Raw genomic sequence first — 18458 nt, 5'->3', positions numbered from 1 at the left:
GTGAGACTGGGCATAGATAATGTCTGGCCCCGGGGATGGCAAGCGTCCGACTCCCTGCCCGCACCGTCAGGCCCTAAGCTTCCCCAACGCATTCACTCTCAACCCTCATGCTCAGACACCTCTCGATCAAGGATTTCGCCGTCGTCCGCGCCACCGAACTGGAATTCGGGCCGGGCATGACCGTGGTGTCGGGCGAAACCGGCGCCGGCAAGTCGCTGATGGTGGACGCGCTGGGCTTCCTGTCCGGCCTGCGCGCCGACAGCGGCGTGGTGCGTCATGGCGCCGACCGCGCCGAACTGTCGGCCGAATTCCAGCTGCCGGCCGAGCACCCCGGCCTGGCCTGGCTGGCCGACAACGAGCTCGATGACGACGCCCAATGCCAGCTGCGCCGGATCATCCGCGCCGATGGCGGCTCGCGCGCCTGGATCAACGGCCGCCCGGTCACCTCCTCGCAACTGGCCGAACTGGCGTCACGGCTGGTGGAAATCCACGGCCAGCATGAGCACCAGGCGCTGATGGCCCGCAATAGCCAGCTCGCCCTGCTCGACGCCTATGCCCGCAACAGCGCCCAGCGCGAGCAGGTGCGCCAGGCCAGCCAGCGCTGGCAGGCGCTGCTGGACGAGCGCGATGCGCTGTCGGCGCAGGGCGATGTGTCCGACCGTATCGGCTTTCTGGAACACCAGCTGGCCGAGCTGGAACGCGAAGACCTGGACCCGGCCGCGATTGCCGCGCTGGACATCAACCACCGCCGCCAGGCCCATGCCACCGCGCTGATCGGCGCCTGCGACAGCGTGGCCCAGCAGCTCAACGGCGATGACGGTGCGTCGGCACTGGGGTTGTTGCAGGACAGCCGCCACGACCTGTCCCGCGTGGCCGAGCACGAACCGCGCCTGAGCGAGGTGGACGCGCTGCTGGACAGCGCCGTCATCCAGATCGAAGAAGCGCTGGCTCTGCTCGACCGCGTGCGCGACGACCTGGATGCCGATCCCACCCAGTTCGAGGCGATGGAGCGCCGTCTCGGCCGCCTGCACGACCTGGCCCGCAAGCACCGCGTGGCTCCGGACGAGCTGGCCGCCCACCGCGACCATCTGGGCGCCGAGGTCGAGAGCCTGCGTGGCGCCGACGAGCGCCTGCAGCAGCTGGACAAGCATATCGACACCGCCACCGGTGTCTGGCAGGCCGCGGCCGGCGTGCTCAGTGCCAGCCGCCAGAGCGCGGCGCAGGCCTTGTCGGACGCCACCACCACGCTGATCGGCGAGCTGGGCATGGGCGGCGGCCAGTTCCTGATTCAGCTGCAACCCCAGGACACCCTGCGTCCGGACCCGAACGGTGCCGAGCGGGTGGAATTCCTGGTCGCCGCCAATGCCGGGCAACCACCGCGCGCGCTGCGCAAGGTCGCCTCGGGTGGCGAGTTGTCGCGCATTTCGCTGGCGATCGAAGTGGCCGCGCTTGGCCTGGACAGCGTGCCGACCATGGTGTTCGACGAAGTGGATTCAGGCATCGGCGGCGCGGTGGCCGATATCGTCGGGCAGAAGCTGCGCGCGTTGGGCGAGGAACGCCAGGTGCTGTGCGTGACCCACCTGCCGCAGGTCGCGGCCAAGGGCCATGCGCACTACCGGGTCAGCAAGGCGCCGGTGGACGGCATGACCCAGAGCGCGGTCGAACTGCTCGGCCCGCAAGCCCGCCAGGAAGAGCTGGCACGCATGCTGGGCGGCGTGGAAGTCAGCAAGGAAGCCCGCGCGGCGGCGCGCAAACTGCTGCAGAGCGCCTGAGCGCAGCGAGTAGCGCGCAAATTCAGAGGTCCCATTCCCTCCCCCGCTCGGGAGACGCGATGCCTGGCTGCGCGTGGTCTCTCGATTGCACTGCAACTGACCACCCACCGCGCCCTTCCCCCGCCTGCGGGAGAAGGTGCCTGGAGTGCGGATGGGGGCAACATCGCTGCGACGCGACCAGCACAGGCGCGACAAGCGCAAACGGTGTTGCCCCTCATCCGGCGCTGCGCGCCACCTTCTCCCGCAAGCGGGAGAAGCGATGCCTAGCTGCACGTGATCTCTCGATTGCGCTGCAACTGACCACCCACCGCCCCTACCCCCGCCTGCGGGAGAAGGTGCCTGAAGGGCAGATGGGGGCAACATCGCTGCGAGGCGACCAGCACAGGCGCGACAAGCGCAAACGGTGTTGCCCCTCATCCGGCGCTGCGCGCCACCTTCTCCCACCAGCGGGAGACGCGATGCCTGGCTGCGTGTGATCTCTCGATTGCGCTGCAACTGACCACCCACCGCCCCTACCCCCGCCTGCGGGAGAAGGTGCCTGAAGGGCAGATGGGGGCAACATTGCTGCGAGGCGACCAGCACAGGCGCGACAAGCGCAAACGGTGTTGCCCCTCATCCGGCGCTGCGCGCCACCTTCTCCCGCCAGCGGGAGACGCGATGCCTGGCTGCGCGTGATCTCTCGATTGCGCTGCAACCGACCACACACCGCCCCCTTCCCCCGCCTGCGGGGGGAAGGTGCCCGAAGGGCGGATGGGGGCATGAGCCTGCATGCATACCCACCAACACGCCCCAGAACGCACAAGGCGGCCGAAGCCGCCCTGTCATTCCAGATCTGCAGACACCAAACTCAGCGCGTACGCTTCTTACGCACGTACAGCACCAGCGAATGCTCTTCCAGCTCGTAGCCGTGCTTGGCGGCGATCTGGCGCTGCAGTGCTTCGATCTCTTCGCTTTCAAACTCGATGACGTGGCCGGTGTCCACATCGACCATATGGTCGTGATGACCACCTCGGTCCAGTTCGTACACGGCTTGGCCGCCTTCGAAATTGTGCTTGAGCACCAGGCCGGCCGCTTCGAACTGGGTCAGCACGCGGTACACCGTGGCCAGCCCGATCTCGTCGCCGTGATCGAGCAGCTGGCGATAGATGTCTTCTGCGCTGAGGTGATGCTGGTTGCTCTTCTGTTCCAGCAGTTCCAGGATCCGCATCCGCGGATGGGTCACCTTTAGCCCGACTTTGCGCAGGTCGTGGGTTTCCATACGTTCTCCGTTCATTGGCGATTTAGCGCCAGCTGCCTTCAAACGGGTCGCGGCGACCGGTGGGAGTGTATCATCGGCGTGATTTCCTCAGCACTTACTCCCCGATGCGCAATCTCCTGCTGGTCGCCGCCATTGCTTTGTCCACCGCTGGCTGCGGCATCATCTACAAGCAGCCGATCTACCAGGGCAATCTGATCAAGCAGAACGCCGTGGAGCAACTGCAGGTAGGCCAGAGCAAGCAGCAGGTCAGTGCATTGCTGGGCACCCCGTCGATCCCCGACCCGTTCCATGCACAGCGCTGGGACTACACCTCCACCCAACGCGTGGACCGTCTGGCGCGGACCGAGATCAAGAATTTCACCGTGTTCTTCGAGAACGACCAGGTGGCACGCTGGGAAGGCGATTATTTCCCCTCGCAGGACGAGCAGCTGGCAAAGTCGGCACCCAAGCAATTTGGCCGCAACCTGGCACGCGACAAGAAGAAACAGCGCGGCCGTTGATGAGCTCGGTCAGGCGCCCTTTGCCGCCTGACTGCAGATATCCGAGATCCGGGTGTCCGGGCACGACCTGCAGACCTTGGCGATTCAGTCGCCGGGGTTGTCTATTTTCCGTGGTCAATGGCGTTGTTGCGCCCGTTAGCAGCCGCGGCGGGTCTGTTGCCCACTCGGTGCGGCAGTCGGGTGGCCGTTAAACCGCCGCCCGTGGCCGAGTGCTGAAATGCCGCCGCAGCGCGGCCGGCGACGCGTCTCCCGAGCCGTCGACGTTCAAGGCCGCCCTCTTGTCGCCGCAGCGATCTGGTGCGCGTGCTGCCCTACCAGTGTGAACGCAACGACAGAAATCCCTGCCGAACGCTTCGCCCACTACCGCCTTGCCAGCACGATTTGGCAAAACATCGCAGCCCAACACCACCCTTGAGGGCTAACCGCCTGCCCGCTTGCCCGGCCCGGCCCGCCGGCGGCGCGCCTCCTTCGGGTCCAGCAGCAGCGGCCTGAGCAATTCCACCCGGTCGCCGTCACGCACCAGTTGGGTCGGCTGGGTGACCAGGCCATGGATGGCGAGTGCTGCAGGCGGATGCTGCCGTGCCAGGCCCGACGCTGCGACCGCCTCGGCCACCGTGGCACCCTCCGGCAACGCAAGCTGCACCGCGCTGTAGCGATCCGGCCAGGCCAGCACCACCTCGACCCGCACCGTCACTTCACGCCTCGCCGCGATCGGCAACCCGCACGAAATCGTTGACCATGCGATCGGCCAGGCCCTGGAAACCAAGCGCCAGGGCCGGCCCCAGCAGGCGCGAACTGGTCTCCACCTCCAGGGTAAGGCTCACCTTGCAGGCGTTCTCGCCCAGCGCCTGGAATTCCCACAGTCCCTCAAGGCGCTTGAATGGCCCGTCGCGCAGGTGCATTGCAATGCGCTCGGGGCGTTCGAGGATGTTCTCGGTAGTGAACCAGGTGCGGAACGTGCCCAGCCCCAGATCCAGCCGCGCCACGATATGCGCCTGATCCTGCTCGAGCACATGGGCGGCATCGCACCAGCCGAAGCGGCGCGGATAGGCGGCGACATCATTGACCAGATCGAACATGCGGGAGGCGCTGTGTTCGACCAGGGCGCTACGACGGATGGTAGGCATTCGCTAACTTGTGAAAGACGGAAGATCGTTTGACGACACCGAATCGGCGACAATGGCGTCATGAGCAAGAAACCATCCAAGGATAAAGCAAACGGCGCGAAGGCCACGAAAACCATCGCGTTGAACAAGCGTGCGCGCCACGAATACCACCTAGAAGAGCGCTACGAAGCCGGTCTGGCGCTGCAGGGCTGGGAGATCAAGGCGATCCGCGCCGGCCGCGCCAATATCGTCGACGGCTACGCGTATGTGCGCTCCGGCGAGATCTACCTGATCGGCGCGCAGATCACCCCGCTGATCCAGGCCTCCACCCACACCGTGCCGGTGGAGCGTCGCGACCGCAAGCTGCTGCTGCACCGGGCCGAGATCGACAAGGTACTCACCCGCGTGGAGCGCGAGGGCTACACCCTGGTGCCCACCGCGCTGTACTGGAGCAGCAACAAGGTCAAGCTGGAAATCGCCCTGGCCAAGGGCAAGCAGAACCACGACAAGCGCGACGCCGCCAAGGACCGCGACTGGCAGCGCGACAAGCAGCGCGTGATGCGGCGGCATAACCGGGATGCGTGAATCGGGAATCGGGAATCGGGAATCGGGAATAGCAAGAGCTGGGTAGGCTCGCTGCGTTGACCCCACGTTAGTTCACGATGCGGACATTGCTGGATCATCGAGAAGCGCCGTGCTTCTACGATTCCCCATTCCCCATTCCCCATTCCCCATTCCTGATCCCTCACGTCGCTCCAAGCATCCGCATCAAATTCGGCACTCCCCTGCCCTGCACATAGCGGTCGCGTTGTAGATCGGTGCAGGTGTCGAGCATCAGTTGCTTGACCCGGTCCGGAAAGCCGATGAACTCGCGGCGTGCCGACAGAAAACCGGCCAGTACGCCGGAGACGTGCGGTGCGGCCATGCTGGTGCCGCTCATTTCCACCATCAGGCTGGCGGGATCCTTCGGGTCGAAGTCGTAGTACGCCGAGACGATCTTTTCGCCCGGCGCCACTACGTCGGGCTTGCTGCGACCATCGGCGGTGGGGCCGCGCGATGAGAAATACGACACCCCGTAATTGTGCGGGCTGCTCTTGTGCACCGACCCCACCACGATCGCTTCTTCGAGATTGCCCGGGTCGCCGATCGACAGATCCATATTGGCCGGATACGCACCGCCGTCGTTCTGCATCAGCCAGGTCAGCCCCTCGTTGCCGGCCGCCACCACCACCAGCACGCCTTGCCGCCAGAGCCGGCGTAATTCGTTGCACAGCGGCGTGAAGCCGCAGCCGTAGCTCTCCGGGTCGAAGCAGCCGCCCAGGCTCAGGTTGACCCCGTGAATCACCAGTTCGCCGGCGCGTTCGTTGATCGCGGCCACCTGCTGCACTGCCTTGATCATCCACGAATCGCGGCCGTTTCCGGCATCGTCGAGCACCTTGAAGCCATACAGACGGGTGTCCGGCGCCATGCCGATCAATTCCAGCGGGCTGCCGGGATTGCCTTGCGCGTCGGGAATCGAGGCGTGGCAGTGGCCGGCGATAATGCCGGCGATGTGGGTGCCGTGCCCATGCCGATCGAGCCTGGCAAATGCCTGTCCATCGGCACGCGTGAGCTGTCCAGGCGCGCCGCGCCGCGTGCAATCCCACTGCGCCACCACGTTGTCGCGTTGGCCCTTGACGTAGAAATGCGGATGGCTGGCCGCGATGCCGGTGTCCAGCACCGCCCAACCGATCTGTTGCCCGCGTGCGCGGTACGCGGTGCGCGCCGCATCGGCGTGCAGCACATTGCCGGAGACATGGATCAGCGCACGCTTGCCGGCATCGCGCCAGACCCGGCGAAAGCCCAGTGCGCGGTAACGGCTCTGCAGCGACTCGATCTCGTAGCGCGTCAGCCGTGCGGAGACGAAGCGCTGCAAACCATCCTCCAGCTCGATCGCCTCGTCCAGCGCCTCGCCCTTCAATCCGGTGCTGTGCGCGGCGACCTGCCGCAACTGGCTCAGCAACTGGGCGCGCACGCCGCCCGGGTCCATGCCCAGCACTCGCCGATCCAGCTCAATCAAGACTTCATGCCGATAGTCCGCACCATGCGCTTCGAGCTGCTCGCTGAGATCCTTGATCAGCACCGCGTTGGACACCGGCTGATCGAAACCGACGCCGACCGCCTGACGCACCGCCGCGCGCACCTGCGGAATCGACAGATACCCCGAGCCCGAATGCGGGTTGTCCTGCCAATCCGGATTCAGGCGCGCAGCGGCCAGATTTTCGAAGCGCCCCTTGGCATTGCTGATGTCGTCGGTAAGGTCGGGGTCCAACGCGATCGGGTCACGGGTGTCGGCCACATTGACCCAGCGCTGCACGCAGTCGGGAAACGGCAGCTTGCGGGCGCCGGTCCAGCGCTTGAACATGCTGCGCACCTGCGGCAACCCCAGTGGCGACCCCACGCTCACGAACAGCGTCACCTCGCACTCCGCTGCCTGCAGTTGCCGCAGCACGTCGTAGGCGATCATCGACCCCTGGCTGTGGGCAACCACCACGAACGGCCCGCCACCGGCACGCAACCGCTGGGCCAGGCTCTCGCGCATCAGCGCCGCGCGTTCGGGCACGAAGAACAGGTCATGCACATCCTGCAGCAGCGCGGCGGAGATCAGCCGCAGCAGCACCCGGTTGATGGCATCGACCGGCCCCTTGGCCTGCACGCTGCCCGGCGCGCTGGCGCCCTCCAGTTCGTCCAGCAGGCGGTGCAGATCCGCGCGTTCCTGTGCGTTGTTGGCCAACGCGTCGGCCAACAGATGCAGGTCCTGCGCGCCTGGCACCAGACCCAGGGTGCTCAACGCTCGTTGCACGCTCTGGTTCAGCGCCGGCCCGACATCGCGGCTGTCGCAACTGCCTGGCTCGGGCACCGGATAGCGTTCGCGATTGACCCAGTAGGCCATCCGTGTGCGCTCGCCCATTGGCCGCCCGAACAAGGCCGTGTCCCACTGGCAACGCAGCACGTCGGCCGGCGGCTTGTTGCCGATGCCGTGGATATAGATCACCGTGCGCGCCTTGCCTTGCACGCGAGTGGTGGTGGCCTCCACCGCATCCGCTTGCGGTGCATTGGCACGCTGCCGGGAGACGGGCTTGCTGGTCTTGCCCGGTGTCGCACGCGCGGGCCGTGAACGTGGGGGCTTGCCTGTCGCCATCGCTTCGCTCCTTCGCTAACAGACTTTTCCGTTTGGTACGGACTGAAGCCACTGTAAGCGCTGAAGGTCGCACCACTTGTGACAGGGCGCGCCGATCCCTACACTGACCAGGTCAGCGTTTGATGCTTTCCCCGGGGGTGCACTGGTTTCGACGGGGGTCGCGAAGTCGCTTGGCGCATGCCGAGGGGGCAGCTTTCCTCGTTAATCCAGCAGCAAACTTTTAGTTGCCAACGACGACAACTACGGTTCGGACTTCGCTATCGCCGCTTAATTGGCTTTAGTTGTAGTTCTACAGCCGCCTAAGGCGAACCCCCGAAACTACTTGTGCCCGTGCTCGTAGATGTAGGGTCATTATCACGGAACCGCCGGTAGTGGTTGCCTGTCAGCTGCCGGTTAGATCAAGCAGGCTGGTTCTCAGGTGCGCTTTGCCCGCCGTGCTGCCTGGGGACGAGATCTAACGGAGGGATAAGCATGTAGTGCCGGGGATGGAGTGCTTCCGGACGGCGGTTCGATTCCGCCCACCTCCACCATCTGAAGGTCTGAGAAAGACCATGAAAGGCCGAGAATCCCCTCAAAACAAGGGTTCTCGGCCTTTTTCATGTGCGATGCAGTGCGTACGTGAACGTATCAGGCCCTGCGACGTTGGGGGTACATATTGGGGTATCTCGCCACTCGGCCGACCTTGATACCCCCAATGCCCCTGACCGACCTCGCAATACGCCGCGCCAAGCCCTCCGACCGACCGCAGAAGCTCTCAGATGGCGGCGGCCTGTATCTGATGGTCGCCGTGAACGGTGGGCGCTACTGGCGCTGGAAGTACCGGTTCGCAGGCAAAGAGAAGCTGTTGGCTGTCGGTGTCTATCCCGAAGTTCCACTGGCTCTCGCTCGGCAGCGCCGCGATGAGGCGCGCCAGCTGCTGGCCCAGGGTATCGACCCGGGTGAGCACAAGAAAGCTGCCGCCGCTGCGCGCGCAGTGCTCGGCGCCAACACCTTCGAAGTGATCGCCAACGAGTGGCTGGAGAAGCGCAACTGGGTGGATGGGTACCGCGTGAAGGTCGTCGGATGGTTCACGAACGACGTGTTCCCGTACATCGGCGCGCGGCCGGCGGCGGAACTGGATGCTCCCGAGTTCCTGGCGGTGGCCAGGCGCATCGAGAAGCGTGGCGCCTTCGAGTCAGCGCATCGGATCATGCAGAACTGCGGTCAGGTCATGCGTTACGCCATCGCCACCGGGCGTGCCAGCCGCAACCCGGTAGCTGACTTGCGCGGCGCGCTGAAGCCAACGCCCGAGCGCCATCTGCCGGCAGTGACGGACCCGGATGAGCTGGGGCCGCTCCTGCGCGCCATGGATGGCTACAAGGGCAGTTACGTCACGCGCTGCGCCCTCGTACTGGTGCCCCTGCTGTTCGTGCGGCCCGGCGAGCTCCGGCAGGCCGAGTGGTCAGAATTCGACATCGAGGCGGCACGGTGGAACATCCCCGCCGACAAGATGAAGATGCGGCAGCCGCACGTTGTGCCGCTCTCGCGCCAGGCGCTAACTGTCCTGGATGACCTGCAGCGGCTCACCGGCGCCGGCCGCTACCTCTTCCCCAGCACCAGGACGAAGCTGCGGCCGATGTCAGACAACGCGGTGAACGCAGCTCTGCGCCGCATGGGCTACGAGGTGGGCACGGTGACCGGCCACGGCTTCCGCGCCACGGCCCGCACGATCCTCGACGAGATCCTGGGCTTTCGGCCGGACATCATCGAGCACCAGCTGGCGCACGCGGTGAAGGATCCCAACGGCCGGGCCTACAACCGCACGAGCCACCTCGCAGAGCGCGTTCGGATGATGCAGCGATGGGCCGATTACTTGGACGAGTTGCGACGACAGGTGCCGTAGATCGGCTAGCCCGCACCGCAGTGCTTAGGCCGAGTAGCCTCGATCGCAGCAACTTCGGCGCGCAGCCTGGCTTCGTGCCGGCACACCCACATCTCTGCGCCGGCCAGACCAGATTCGAAACTCGTGCAGGCCCGGTGCCTGGACGGCCTTTCCATGCTCTGCAGGTGGTAGTCGAGCAGGATGTACCAGGCTCGGTTGTCCACCCGCTGTCCCATTCGCGCCACGCCCGTGCTGCGCAAGGCAAGCAGGCGCGGCGGTCCTTCCTGGTGTTGGTGGGCCTGTGTCCAATGGAAGCCGTCTGGGAGCATGGTCAAGCCGCTAGCCGGTGCTCGAGAAGGGATGACACTTGTCGTCGAAGATCGCCTGGAGCGTCTGGAGATTGGCCGAATATGGTGGTCAGCCTTGGATCTCGGCTGAGTAGCACATGTGCTATCTCCGGGTTCAAAACGCAAATTCACTTCGATCGATTGATTAAATTGATATTGACAACGCCTCGTCGCAAGAGGCGAGACTGTAAATTCATCAATAAAAAAGGCCCCTATTGGGGCCTTGATGTTAAGTCGCCAAGTGCAACTTACTAAGAACTTGTTCAGTTCGTCTCTCCGGCGTGGCAAAGAGCTCTGCCGCCTTGGCATAAAGCTTAATCGGTAACTGAAAAACCGTCACACCCAACACAACAAATGGAAATGAGACCAGAAGCACTGCGCCGCTATTAACGATAAGCGCGCGCTCTACTATTTGATTCCCGCGATCTACAACATCTTTAAGTTCAGAGACGCCGCATCTCGCGATTACATCTCGCCTATCTTTAACCTCATTGCGAAACTTTCTGTGAGATCGGTTGAATTCGACCACGAAGGAAATCGTAACCCAATGGAGACGATGCACATATTGATTTATTCCATTATGAGCAATCTCGAATGCTTGTTGCGGACACGCCTCTCCTTGCTCAAGCTTTATTCTTCTCAATCTATCGCGGAGCTCAAACATCTCGTCATTGAGCCTATCTCTCAAGCTCGGCGCAATCACGCCTTCATACAAAAAATGCCCTAAAGCCAAAACTCCCAGTAAAATTATTAGTGTGGCCACGTTCATCTCCTCGTGCGGCTTCCCGCAAATTTTCCTCCGCTAGCGACGTTTTGAGCTGCTGACTTCTCTTGTCCAATCCTTGCTAGTTCTACCTTGTACCTCTCACGCGTTGCCTTCGAGTGAAACCACCATCCAAACGACAGAGCCAGTGTCAACACCCAGCCAACAAGTGACCAATCAACCATCCTAGCAACTACCTCTCTCGCCAATTGCTCACTTGCCTCGGGTGTCAGTCGATAGATCACTAGGAAAACAATCGAGCAAACTGCTAGCAGGGGCAACTGCCCCTTGTTCATGGACGTTATTAAGACGTCCCTCACTGCTTGTGCAATCGTTACCTTAACGGCAACGTCCTTTTTCCCTTGAGCCACACCCTCATCCCTGTATAGATCTGGCCCGAAGCGTAAGTCCGACTGCCAAGGGTGTCCACAAGTTCCTGGGCCTAAAGCCACTCGTTCATGGGTTCTCAGTGGGCGGCGAGACTCAGTCAAAGAACCACAACATGTAGGGGTATAGCGTCGATTTTGGCCAGACAGACCACAAGTCGTGCCGGGCTAAATTATGAACGGGCGAGTCACTGAATGGGATTGCATCCCCGAAACACTGGAATTGCGCAGTGACCGACCGAGACTGGCGGCCTCAGCCGGTATGCCCGTGTGCCGAACTGGCGGTGCTCAGGCGCTACGCTACGCAGGGTGGTGCTTACAGCTCCACCCTGCGCATTTAAGTGCGCAAATTACGGAGAAGCGCAGATCGTGTAGATGTTGACGATCGTCGGCCCGTTTACGTAGCCGTAGGTGCGCCAACCATTGCCATTCGGATAGCTCCCCACAACGGAGAAGCGACCGGCGTTCATGGATAGAGTTCTGCCGTTATTCTCGGGCTGGCCACCGACAAAGGTAACGGCGTTCGGGGAGCCTGTGTCCCAACCGCCGGAAATCGGCGTAAATCCTGCAGGGCACTGCGGCGTCGCATCGACGGTCTGACCACCCGCTGAGCGAGCATATCCTTCGACGACGGTTTGGTATGTGGCAGCTTCCACCGAGGAAGCAGCAAGCAGAGCAAGAGCGAATGCGGGGGCAATCAAGAATTTCATAACAGCTCCATGGAATAGGGGAGCCGGCGTGAGCTTGCTCAAAGCTCCGCGGGATGAGCTGCCAATGGCCCCGCGTCCGGCATGGATAGATTGCGGTCGGGAGCTACCTAGCAATATCGGCCACCGCCGCATCTAAGCGTCAGGGATTCCCGAGCCCCGGGTAGGGATACATCGTGCGCAAACGTCGGCAGATGAACGTTTTTTCCTGAGCGCTCGCCGCGCATCTTGATCTCGCGTCGAGATGATCTCGCGCCGCCGGCAACAGGCCGGCGCAGCTGATCCGGAGAACGTGATGCGCCCATTCCTTGCCACCACCGCCATGGCGCTGCTTGGCGCCACCCTGCCCGCTCTCGCCGCTGACCCGCCGCCGGTGAAGTTCGGCCAGACCACCGAGTTGCACCAGGAAACGTCGGCCGCCGGCGAGAGCCTGGACGCCTTCCTGATTCGCATCGCCCCGCGCGCACGGGCCGCTTCAGTAAGCACCCGGGCCGTGGTGTGCGGCCAGATCCTCGGCGCCGGCCCGTACAGCCTGGCGTTCAAAACCGACGGACGCCAGGATGTGTGCGCGGTACCGAAGACCTCAGCGCCCTACGTGCTCGTCAATGGCATCGCCAAGGACGCGCGCGAAGACCACATCCCGGCCATCTACTATCGCCGTCCCGGCTATCTGATCACGCCGTGGAGCATCAAGTTCCAGGACCGCACCGGTGTGCGGCGCGTGGCCCCGGCTCAGTAGTTGCGGACGTTGAGCAGCAGGCAGTCGACCTGCATTGTGCCGTAGGTGCCCGAGGGCGCAGGGGGATTTCCCTGCGTGCCCTCGGCATGGTCGTAGTAGGTGTTGATCCCCTTGGCCGACGCGACGCCTGGCGTGTAGCGCACACCGGCCACGTAGGCCAAGCGGTCCATCACCCAGTTCGGACCACCACCAATGACGCCACTCACGATTGTGTAGGACGCCCCTGTGTGACCAAGCGCAATGGCCACGCCGTCGCCCTGGGTCGGGTAATCCGTCTGACTGGTGCCGGCAGTGGTACGCATGCGCCCGATCACCCTCATGTACTTGTAGCGAGAGTCGAAGGCGATGCGACCCGTGGCCGGGTCACGGAACCGCACACCTTTGCTCATCACGAAAGCCATTTGCGCCACGTCGGTCGTGTCGAAAACGTAATACTGGATAGCCGTATTGGCCGTCTCGCACACCAGCTCGAAGGTGAACGTGTTTCCACTCTGGGACCGGCTCCGCAGGCCAACGAAAGCTGCACAGGTGACGGCTATCAGTGGGGAGTTGCCACCGCCAACAGTAACGGTGGCGAAGCCGATGCCCTGGTTCGGGTTAGCCGCGTTGGCACCGACAGCAGTGACCGTCGCCTTCTCCTTCAGTGCGAGGTTTTCGTAGCGAGTATCGATCTGGATGATGTTCCCGCCCTCGGGCCGGATCCGCACGCCCAAAGCCATCAGTACCTCCCGTAAGTGAGCACGCCGCCGATCTGCGTGCCCTGGTTGCTGCCACCGCCGTAGTTCCAGCTGATCGTGCCGGCCTGCTCGTTGACGGTGAACAGCGGCGCCTGCGCGTACTGCGCGCTACTGCTGGCGGAAAACCAGAAGTGGATCTCGTTGGTGCCCAAGGCCGGCACGGCGACGGAGCCACTCGACCCTGCAGCGATGGTGACCGCGCCGGACTTACTCGGCATGCGGGTCGAGATGTCGATCAGGATATTGCCGGCCAGATCACGCTGCCGAATGCCGCGCGCCATCAGAGAAGCTCCCCGAGCTCGATCACGTTGACGCCTGTGGCGTTGTCCGTCATCCGCCAGCCATAGTTCGGGTGTTCGTTGATGGTGAACCCATCCCCGCGCACTACTCGCCCGCCAGTCTTGTTGATTTCCCAGCGCGGCAGGCCCGAGCCGTTGACCGACGTCGAAGCGATCTGGTTCCCGATCATCGCGTTCGTGATCCAGCCGATGCCGATCAGAGCCTGGTTGATGAAGACCTGCCCGCCCTGAATCACAAACGGCGAAGTGACTGCGTTGTTGGCGACGTTGATCACCGCGAAGCGATCGGCCTGCATCAATATCTGGCTCTGGAAGCTGCCGTCCTGCTGCTGCTCGACGCCCACGCCCATGCCGGCCATGTAGATCTGCCCGGCGCTCGTGATCTGCGCCTTCACCGTGTAGGTCGCGCTGATCCTGCCATTGAGGTCGACGACCGTCTGGCTGGCCTGCTGGACGCTCGCAGAGACGTCGCCGATGGATGCCTCCACCGTGTCCAACCGCCGGGCTTGCGCGCGATCCCCTTCAGCAATGACCGTCTGCCAGGTCCGTGTGCCCGCGAACACGTTGCGGTCGCCTGCATGCCAATCCCGATCACCCGCATGCCGGTTGCTGATCTGGGCGACCAGGCCGTCCGTGCGCTCACCGATGGCCGCGAGGCCGCTCTCCGGGTCATTGATCTGCAGCTTCAGCGAGTTGACCTCGCCCACGATGGCACCAGCCTCGGCAATCGCGTTGCCGACGTTCTGCCACTTCGTGCCCGGCGGCTCCTCGTTGCCCGGCTCCGACGGCACCCAGCTCCAGATGATCCCGCCCCGCACCACCGTCTGCCCGGTGCTATAGGTCGCTCCTTCGTCCCACACCAGCGGCACCAGGTCGCTGATGGACTCGATCGGGAGGCGGAGCTCCTGCGACAGCTCGGTTAGGCCAATCTTGCCGGCCAGGTACGCGAGTATGGCCGTGGCATCAGTGCTGCTTTCCCCCATAACTCCGTTGGTCAACGGATACCACGGCCCGATGTTTCCACTCCGATCGACCAGCCGCCCCCAGAAGAAGAAGCGCGCACCGGCGGCAAGACCGAGCATCGAGTGCTTGGCCTGCGGATAGGCGAAGTCGCCCAGCTTGGTCGCCACCTCGAGGTTGTTGGCCGGGCTGTACCAGATCTCTGTTCGCTCGGTATCGGTTGCGCCCTGCGGGAACGACCACGACAGCTCAATGCCGAAGATGATGCCTGCGGCGGTGAGGCTGGCCAGCGACGGCGGCGGCTCGGTCTTACCGGTGATTTCGGTGAGGGGCGACATCGCCGGCATGGACACTGCGTTGAGCGCATTCACCGCGCGCACGCGCGCCAGATACTGGCCTGCGTAGATGCCGCGCACATCCAGGTTAGCAGTTGTCGCGCGGCCCGCTTTGACCCAATCCATGTCGTCGCGGCGCCATTCGACGTCGTAGGCGATGGCCTTGTCCGCCGGATCCCACGCGATCGTCAGAACGTGCTGTGCAATGCCCTGATCGACGAAACTGTTCGAAGACAGACGGACGTTGGTCGGCGGCGGTTGCACGCTCGGCGGGATGATGCTGATCGGCGGCAGCTCAATGCGCGCGCCATCGTCGATCGCGGCAAACTTCTGCGGCACGTGTTCGAGGCCGGTGATCTGGTAGGTGATGGCGTTCTCGGCACCATCGCCATCGGTGACGGCCAGCACCCGGAATGTTTGCAGCGCGAGCTCAGCGGTGGAGACTGCCCACACCGACGTGGCCACCGGCACAGTCGACCATGGCACCGCCACGGAGACCGTATTGCCGGCGATGCCGTTGATTGTGCGCGACTGGCTGCGGCCGTTGCTGCCCAGCACGCGGATGGTGTCGCCGGCGCTCAGCCCGGGCGGGACAACGTCGAGATCAACGGAGCGCGAGCCGGCAGCCTTGATCCGCCCACCATTTCGGCGGCCGGCTCGATTCGGGTCAGCTACCTCAATGATGTCGCCAGGCTGCGGCACAACACCCTCGAGGCCGACACCGAACGTGACCGTTTCAGTTTCAAGGTTCTCCGTGTACAGGATATGCAGCCCAATGCGCTGGGCTTGTGCACGCGAAGTGCAACCCATGCCAGCAACCTCTGTCTGCTGGATGCCGTAGCGGGCAATGCCCGGCCGATACTCGACAGTCTCCACCTTGGCCCGGCCGAAGTCGTCCGGGTCGTTCCAGGAAACCAGAGCGACCGTGTGGCGCACTTTGCGCGCCGACCCGGAATATACGAACCGGCCGTCAATGACGTTGGTCTGGTTGAACGTGTAGACCGGATCCTGCGGCATGTCCGCCGACGCGAGCACTTGCCCGGCAGCGTAGTAGGTGATGCCGCGGAACACCGCCGCCATGTCCTGAAGCATCTTGTAGGCGTCCTGCCTGGTCTGCAGATACATGTTGCAGGTGAAGCGAGGCTCCTGCCCTCCCATCCCGTCGCTGACCATCTGGTCGCAGTACTGCGCGATCTGATATAGGCGCCACCGATCGACCCCGGCTGCAGGAATGCGATGACCCAGTCCGAACCGGTCATTCGTCACGAGGTCGTAGAACACCCAGGCCGGGTTGTTGGTCCAGGCTGGTTTCATGGTGCCGTCCCAGATACCGGCATACGTCCGCGCTTGCGGGTCGTAGTTGCTCGGCACGGACACGATGCGGCCAAGGACACGATAGGCGCGGGTGGGGATGGCCTGAAACTGGCTCGCGTCCACTTCCAGCGCTGCGAGCGCGCAATTTGGGTAGCGCAGTTTGGCGTCGATGATCTCGGTCATCGATTGCACCAGCGTGGTGTCCGCGATGGTTGCGCTGTTGGCGTTGGGCGTGAGGCGGCGCACACGGATCTGCCACTGGCTGCCCTCTGGCAGGTCCACGCGGTGGCTGCGCTCGTAGAGTGTGGTGGTCTTGCCGGTGAAAGCGTTGGAGATCACCGTGTTGAAAGCGCCGCCGTCGGTGGCCACGTCGATCGCGTAGCTGACGCTGTGCCCCTCTATGTCGCCGTTTGTGGTGTTGGTCTTCTGCAGCGCCTGCACCGCGATGCGTACGCGGATCGCCGACAGGTCTGGATTGGTGAAGCTCCGCACGACTGGTTGGTCGCTGCGCAGCTGGACATTCACCGAATTCTCGTTCTCCACGCTAGGGAAGCCGGCCAGGTGCTCTTGGTCCTGCGAGCCGGCGCGTTTCTCGAATCGAACGTTCTGGAAATTGAAGCCACCATCAGCCCCTTGTAGAGGCGTGCCATCCAGGTAGACCGACCGCAGGCCATCCTTCAGCCCTGAAATCTCGCCCTCGCTGATGAGATCGATGATCTTTGCGAAGGCGATCGATTGCAGGCTGTCCGGAGTTTCCACCGGTGTGCGGGCGGAGCTAGCGCCCTTCTTGGCCCCCTGTAGGGACATTGCCCGTTCCTGTGCATCACCGCTCATTGTTGATCCTCTGCATAGATGCCGCCGCTGATGACGGCAGACCCTGTCCACGTATCGCCGTATGCCACCGGCGCCGGGTTGCCCTGTGCTTGGGTGTTAACCGGGCCGTTGAAGGCATAGCTGGGTCGATTTTCTGGACTTTCCTGAGTGCCCAATCCCTTCTGGGTCCGCGAGAGCATCTGCACCACGCCGCCGATAACCATCGCGATGCCAGCGTTGGTCAGGGGAACGCCTACCGCTCCGAATCCATACGCAGTAAGCACGACACCAGCGACCACCAGAACTGCACCGACGATCGTCTGCAGCACTCCACCACGCTTGGAGCCCTGCAACACCGGCGCGATTCGGATCGCGTCATCGCCCGGCGGATCGTGGAGTTGGTCCTCGCTTAGGTTGCGGCGGCCGTTGAAGACGGCGAACGTCAGACCTCGGTCCTTGGCGCCCATAAGGAACGCCTGGAAGCCTGGAAGCTGCACGGAGAGTGCGCGAATAGCTTCGGCAGGCGACGCTACTGCCAGTCGGAACTCTTTGCCAAACTTGGCCCGCAATACGCCGTACAGACGCACCACGCGCACCTTGGGCACTGCTTGCATGCTCATGCAACACCGCCGGCAGCGAGCTTGTGGCGCACGACGCGCACGGTGCGGTCAGCCCAGTAACCGCCGTAGGGCACCCGCGCGGACAGACGGTCAGCGAGGTGGTGCAGCATTTGCCCCTCGCCCAGGTAGACGCCAGCATGGTTCGGCACCGGCGCACGGATCTGCATCACGATCATGTCGCCGCGCTGCGGATCGTCCTGGATTTCGGAAAACCCCTCAGTCTGCAGGCGCTCCAGCGCGTACAGGTCGCCCCCCTTGTTCCACCAGTCATCTTCGCGCTCGTACTGCGACAGATCGATGCCCATCTCGCGCGCGTAGAAGTCACGCACCAGCGTGTAGCAGTCGAGCACACCATGGGCGAACTGGCGCCCGACCAGCGGCGCGACGTAGCCGCTCGGCTGGATGGTCTGCACCTCACCGCACTCCGGCACGCCGTCGATCTGGCCGACACTGATGATGTGCCAGGTCAGCCCGCTGGCTTCGCACATCGCCTTATCCGCATCCGAAGCATGCGCCGACACGTTGGGATGGCTGTGCACCAGCGCCACCACCTGCCCGGCATCCTCCGCAGCGGCATAGTCCTCGGCTGGCAGGATAAAATGCTCGCTGGGTGTGGTCGCCGCGTTGCGGCACTGCCGGTACTGCTCACCGGTTGGCGCGTGCACGATCAGGCCGCAGCACTCGCGGGGGTATTCGCCAGTGGCATGCGCCTGGATGGCCAGAAGCGTTGCGTGTTCCATGTGGTCGCCCATAAAAAGGC

16 protein-coding genes and 1 other RNA gene are annotated in these 18458 nt (G+C 63.7%); 6 read left to right on the top strand and 11 right to left on the bottom strand.

Translation table 11 applies throughout. The features are described from left to right. The first annotated feature begins 107 nt into the window (after positions 1-107). Positions 108-1772 carry a DNA repair protein RecN gene (gene recN / locus A7D17_RS09660; protein WP_064508878.1) on the top strand — a complete coding sequence of 555 codons (1665 nt, stop codon included), beginning with the start codon at positions 108-110 and terminating at the stop codon, positions 1770-1772. An 847-nt stretch (positions 1773-2619) separates the two neighbouring features. On the opposite strand, the gene fur is transcribed toward recN, so the two are convergent. Further along, positions 2620-3030 carry a ferric iron uptake transcriptional regulator gene (gene fur / locus A7D17_RS09655; protein WP_064508877.1) on the bottom strand — a complete coding sequence of 137 codons (411 nt, stop codon included), beginning with the start codon at positions 3028-3030 and terminating at the stop codon, positions 2620-2622. 104 nt (positions 3031-3134) lie between these two features. On the opposite strand from fur, the gene A7D17_RS09650 reads away from it, so the two are divergent. Then, positions 3135-3530: an outer membrane protein assembly factor BamE gene (locus tag A7D17_RS09650; protein WP_064508876.1), complete on the top strand. Its 396-nt coding sequence runs from the start codon at positions 3135-3137 to the stop codon at positions 3528-3530. A 418-nt stretch (positions 3531-3948) separates the two neighbouring features. Here the strand turns inward: A7D17_RS09650 and A7D17_RS09645 are convergent, their stop codons facing one another. Continuing rightward, complete coding sequence (locus tag A7D17_RS09645; protein ID WP_064508920.1) at positions 3949-4218, bottom strand: RnfH family protein; 270 nt, start codon at positions 4216-4218, stop codon at positions 3949-3951. 7 nt (positions 4219-4225) lie between these two features. Beyond that, positions 4226-4657, bottom strand: coding sequence for a type II toxin-antitoxin system RatA family toxin (locus tag A7D17_RS09640; protein WP_064508875.1), 432 nt, complete (start codon positions 4655-4657; stop codon positions 4226-4228). A 60-nt stretch (positions 4658-4717) separates the two neighbouring features. Here A7D17_RS09640 and smpB point away from each other — a divergent pair, with 60 nt between their 5' ends. Then, entirely contained in the window at positions 4718-5221 is a 504-nt protein-coding gene (gene smpB / locus A7D17_RS09635) for an SsrA-binding protein SmpB (RefSeq protein ID WP_005988385.1), read from the top strand. A gap of 160 nt (positions 5222-5381) precedes the next feature. On the opposite strand, the gene A7D17_RS09630 is transcribed toward smpB, so the two are convergent. After that, positions 5382-7817, bottom strand: a complete 2436-nt coding sequence (locus A7D17_RS09630; protein ID WP_064508874.1) for a S8 family serine peptidase — start codon at positions 7815-7817, stop codon at positions 5382-5384. A gap of 133 nt (positions 7818-7950) precedes the next feature. On the opposite strand from A7D17_RS09630, the gene ssrA reads away from it, so the two are divergent. Beyond that, positions 7951-8347, top strand: a transfer-messenger RNA (tmRNA) gene (gene ssrA, locus A7D17_RS09625). 104 nt (positions 8348-8451) lie between these two features. Next, on the top strand, positions 8452-9699 hold the full coding sequence (locus tag A7D17_RS09620; RefSeq protein WP_064508873.1) for a tyrosine-type recombinase/integrase: 1248 nt from the start codon (positions 8452-8454) through the stop codon (positions 9697-9699). A gap of 555 nt (positions 9700-10254) precedes the next feature. Here A7D17_RS09620 and A7D17_RS24040 read toward each other — a convergent pair. Next, the gene (locus A7D17_RS24040) at positions 10255-10788 is read right to left on the bottom strand and encodes a hypothetical protein (RefSeq protein ID WP_153041928.1); all 534 of its coding nucleotides are present in this window, start codon (positions 10786-10788) and stop codon (positions 10255-10257) included. A 736-nt stretch (positions 10789-11524) separates the two neighbouring features. Beyond that, complete coding sequence (locus tag A7D17_RS24035; protein WP_153041927.1) at positions 11525-11884, bottom strand: hypothetical protein; 360 nt, start codon at positions 11882-11884, stop codon at positions 11525-11527. Between the two features lie 241 nt (positions 11885-12125). On the opposite strand from A7D17_RS24035, the gene A7D17_RS09605 reads away from it, so the two are divergent. Beyond that, positions 12126-12620, top strand: coding sequence for a hypothetical protein (locus A7D17_RS09605; protein ID WP_064508870.1), 495 nt, complete (start codon positions 12126-12128; stop codon positions 12618-12620). Here A7D17_RS09605 and A7D17_RS09600 read toward each other — a convergent pair. The 5 genes from A7D17_RS09600 to A7D17_RS09580 are packed head-to-tail and all read right to left on the bottom strand — an operon-like array spanning position 12614 to position 18438. Continuing rightward, a complete protein-coding gene (locus A7D17_RS09600) occupies positions 12614-13339 on the bottom strand; it encodes a hypothetical protein (RefSeq protein ID WP_153041926.1) in 726 nt (241 codons plus the stop codon). The genes A7D17_RS09605 and A7D17_RS09600 overlap by 7 nt on opposite strands. Then, on the bottom strand, positions 13339-13638 hold the full coding sequence (locus A7D17_RS09595) for a hypothetical protein (protein WP_064508868.1): 300 nt from the start codon (positions 13636-13638) through the stop codon (positions 13339-13341). Before A7D17_RS09595 ends, A7D17_RS09600 begins: the two co-directional genes overlap by 1 nt. Beyond that, positions 13638-17099, bottom strand: coding sequence for a TipJ family phage tail tip protein (locus tag A7D17_RS09590; protein WP_082861847.1), 3462 nt, complete (start codon positions 17097-17099; stop codon positions 13638-13640). The genes A7D17_RS09595 and A7D17_RS09590 overlap by 1 nt, the downstream gene beginning before the upstream one ends. Beyond that, positions 17096-17698, bottom strand: coding sequence for a tail assembly protein (locus A7D17_RS09585; protein ID WP_095522587.1), 603 nt, complete (start codon positions 17696-17698; stop codon positions 17096-17098). Before A7D17_RS09585 ends, A7D17_RS09590 begins: the two co-directional genes overlap by 4 nt. After that, on the bottom strand, positions 17695-18438 hold the full coding sequence (locus A7D17_RS09580; RefSeq protein ID WP_064508918.1) for a C40 family peptidase: 744 nt from the start codon (positions 18436-18438) through the stop codon (positions 17695-17697). The genes A7D17_RS09585 and A7D17_RS09580 overlap by 4 nt, the downstream gene beginning before the upstream one ends. Positions 18439-18458: the final 20 nt, after the last annotated feature.

The organism is Xanthomonas floridensis, assembly GCF_001642575.1.
In the GTDB taxonomy this organism is placed as follows: domain Bacteria; phylum Pseudomonadota; class Gammaproteobacteria; order Xanthomonadales; family Xanthomonadaceae; genus Xanthomonas; species Xanthomonas floridensis.
This window is presented reverse-complemented; position numbering and strand designations above follow the sequence as displayed.